This is a genomic window from Deltaproteobacteria bacterium (assembly GCA_009929795.1).
Classification (GTDB): Bacteria; Desulfobacterota; Desulfovibrionia; order Desulfovibrionales; family Desulfomicrobiaceae; genus RZZR01.
This window is the reverse complement of sequence record RZZR01000243.1, coordinates 1-2,781: the sequence shown is the minus strand read 5'-3', so window position 1 is coordinate 2,781 and position 2,781 is coordinate 1. Positions and strand designations below refer to the sequence as shown.

At 57.9% G+C, this 2,781-nt stretch carries 3 protein-coding genes; 1 reads left to right on the top strand and 2 read right to left on the bottom strand.

The window, feature by feature from the left end; translation table 11 throughout:
* Positions 1-646: 646 nt before the first annotated feature.
* On the bottom strand, positions 647-1,090 hold the full coding sequence (locus tag EOM25_13725) for a VapC toxin family PIN domain ribonuclease (protein NCC26233.1): 444 nt from the start codon (positions 1,088-1,090) through the stop codon (positions 647-649).
* The gene (locus EOM25_13720; protein NCC26232.1) at positions 1,090-1,338 is read right to left on the bottom strand and encodes a hypothetical protein; all 249 of its coding nucleotides are present in this window, start codon (positions 1,336-1,338) and stop codon (positions 1,090-1,092) included. The genes EOM25_13725 and EOM25_13720 overlap by 1 nt, the downstream gene beginning before the upstream one ends.
* Positions 1,339-1,579: 241 nt before the next feature.
* Here EOM25_13720 and EOM25_13715 point away from each other — a divergent pair.
* Positions 1,580-2,781: alpha/beta hydrolase (locus tag EOM25_13715; protein ID NCC26231.1), on the top strand; the 1,202-nt coding region annotated here is incomplete at its 3' end.

Sequence of the window (2,781 nt, the reverse complement as noted above, 5' to 3'; positions counted from 1 at the left end):
TGCTGGTTTTTCGTCCGCCGGATAGCCATGGAGAGGTCGAGAGGGAAGGCCTCGGCCATGGGCCCGGGGGCCTTGTTTCCATCCTTCAAGAATTCACGGTCCAGCGCCAAGTCCTCAGGGACCTGGAAGACGCTTTGACGGTCGGAGATGGGTTGGATGATCCTGAGGCCGTGGCCGAAAATCTCAGGGCCGTCCATGACCTGATGGAGGAGTGTGCCAACAGATTGCCTGTAGTCCAGAAAAATCCTGATAAACGGCAACTGGCTGTGCGGGTCATGAACTTGGCCGTGGAGTGCTGGGTTCAGGCCACGGGCACGACCAAGGCCGATCTGGCCCGGAAATCCCGTCTCTGGAATGTTTACATGGAAAAGGACGGGTATCTGCGAACCCAGACTCTGGACAAGTATTTGAGCGAGGGCACGTTGCCCCTTCGGCCCCGATGGCTGAAGATTTACGCTACCGCGGAATTTGTCCTGGCAGCGTGCGACAAGAACCTGCCCGTCCGTTCGGATCTGGAAAAATATCTGGCCCAGATACGTGTACGGAGACGATGAAATTGAGGGGTTGATCCCCCCGCCGGTTCGAGATCGGGCAATGCCTCGAAACGTTGAAGATTCTTGCGTGAAGTGCGAGCGGGAAATGACGTTTAGCAACTCTGCTTGGCGATGCAGCAGAGATGCTTGTCAATCCCACCGGCCACGGCTTCGGCGGCGACTCGTCGGTCCAGGGTCACGAAGCGCCCCTGATGGCCCATGGCCAGGGCCAGGAGATAGACGTCCGTAACCTGACGAGGCCCGAGGATGCGGTTCCAATGGAACATGTCCCGATCCAATAGGCTGATGTCGGCGGTCCAGAATTCGTGGGATGGATGGGATGCGGCCTCGGCAAGGCGTTTGGCCACGTCCCCGGCCGGCAAGGCTCCTGGATAGGCGGTCTGGGACATGATTCTGATGCATCCGTTTTGGGTCAATGGGCAGGATGCCCAACCATGGCCAATTTCCCGCTCCAGCCAAGCCGTGACCAGACGATGGTGAACATGGCCGGCGTCGAGGAGCGCGATGAGCACATTCACGTCGAGCAAGGCCCGCATCAAACACCCTCCTGATCCCGCAAGGCATCGACCTGGTCGTTGCCGACCAGATGGTCACGGGCTGGAAAAGGGCGAAATCCCGTGACCGATGGCTTTTCCGGTTCCATTGACGGAGGTGATCCCTGGGTTCCGGCTAAGGCCTGACGGGCCAACCGGGAAAGAACCCGGCCCACTGATTCATTTTGGATTCGGGCCAATTCCTTGGCCGCAGCCAGTACGTCTTCCTCCACGTCCAGAGTGGTGCGCATGGAATCTCCTTGGGATGAATGGTGTGTACGCATCATGATGATACGATGCTAACTCATCAATAACGACCAGTCCAGCCTCATTCGCCGATCCTGCCATCGATTCCCCCACTGCTCGCCCATCCTGTTCCAGGTTCAAAATCTTATTTATTTTAGGTATTTAAAAGAAAAATCACGGGAATTCACGTGGATTGTTCTTGACACCGACCATCGGCCCGTCCTCAATGGTGGGGTAAAAAATCCCATGATGAAAAAACCAAGGAAGGTGTGCATGAGATCCGTTCCCCGAAGACCGTTTCCATTGGTGTCTGGAGCCCTGGTTCTTGCCTTGAATGTTCTTCTCGTACTTGTTCCGGGAAAAGGGCAGGCCTTGGCTGCCGGCGGCATAGACCCGGCCGATCCCATGGTCCGGATCACCTTTGCCCGTTCAGGTTTGGACGTACCCAAGGTTCTGGCTGAACTCAGCCGTGAAGTGACTGCGGCCACGGGCATCGAGGAGCGGTTCATCACCTACTATTGGCAGACCTTCGACGCCATCCATTGCATGGGCGAGCCGGTCACGGACAAACCCATTTTCGTGGACATGTATGTTCCGGGATTTTTCACCGATCAGGACGTGGCCGGGATGATGACCGCCATTGCCGATTCCTTGGAAAGACTGACCGGCGTTGACAAGAAATGGGTCTTCATCCACACCCATTTTCCTCTCCAGGGTCATGTCTACATCAGCGGGGGCGTTGAATATTGGGACAACTACCGGGGCCAAACGAGCATCGAGCCGCGGGACATCGGCCAGCGGGCCATGGGCAAATTCCTGTTCAACGATGCGGCCTTTGTCTTCCAGAGCATGTGGCGTTTCGGTCTGATCTCCTCGGGTGGATCCGACCTGGGTGAACTGCTGACCATCACCAGCCAAGTGGAGGATTTCGACCAGGAAAGCTGGTACCGGGCCTGGAACGCCATGGCCCTGAAGGTCAAGGCCACGGCCGACGAGTTTGCCGCCGGTGGTCATGATGTCAGCGCCAGACAGGCCTATTTCCGGGCCACCAATTATTTCCGGGCCGCCTCCATCTATCTGTACGACAAGGACCCGCGGGGGCTGATCGCCTGGCAAAACGGCCGGGATGCCTTTCTTGCGGCCGCCGGACTGTCCGGGGGCCTGATCGAGCATGTCCGGATCCCCTATGAACAGACCACCCTGCCCGGGTATTTCGTAACACCGGACAAGAGCGGCAAGAACAGGCCTTTGCTTTTGATCCAGACCGGGCTCGACGCCACGGCCGAGGACCTCTACTTCATCCTGGCGGCCCAGGCCGTGAAGCGCGGCTACAACTGCCTGATTTTCGAAGGACCGGGCCAGGGCGAAATGATCAGCCTCCAGAAACTGCCCTTTCGGCATGACTGGGAAAAGGTGGTCACCCCGGTGGTCGACTATGCCCTGACCCG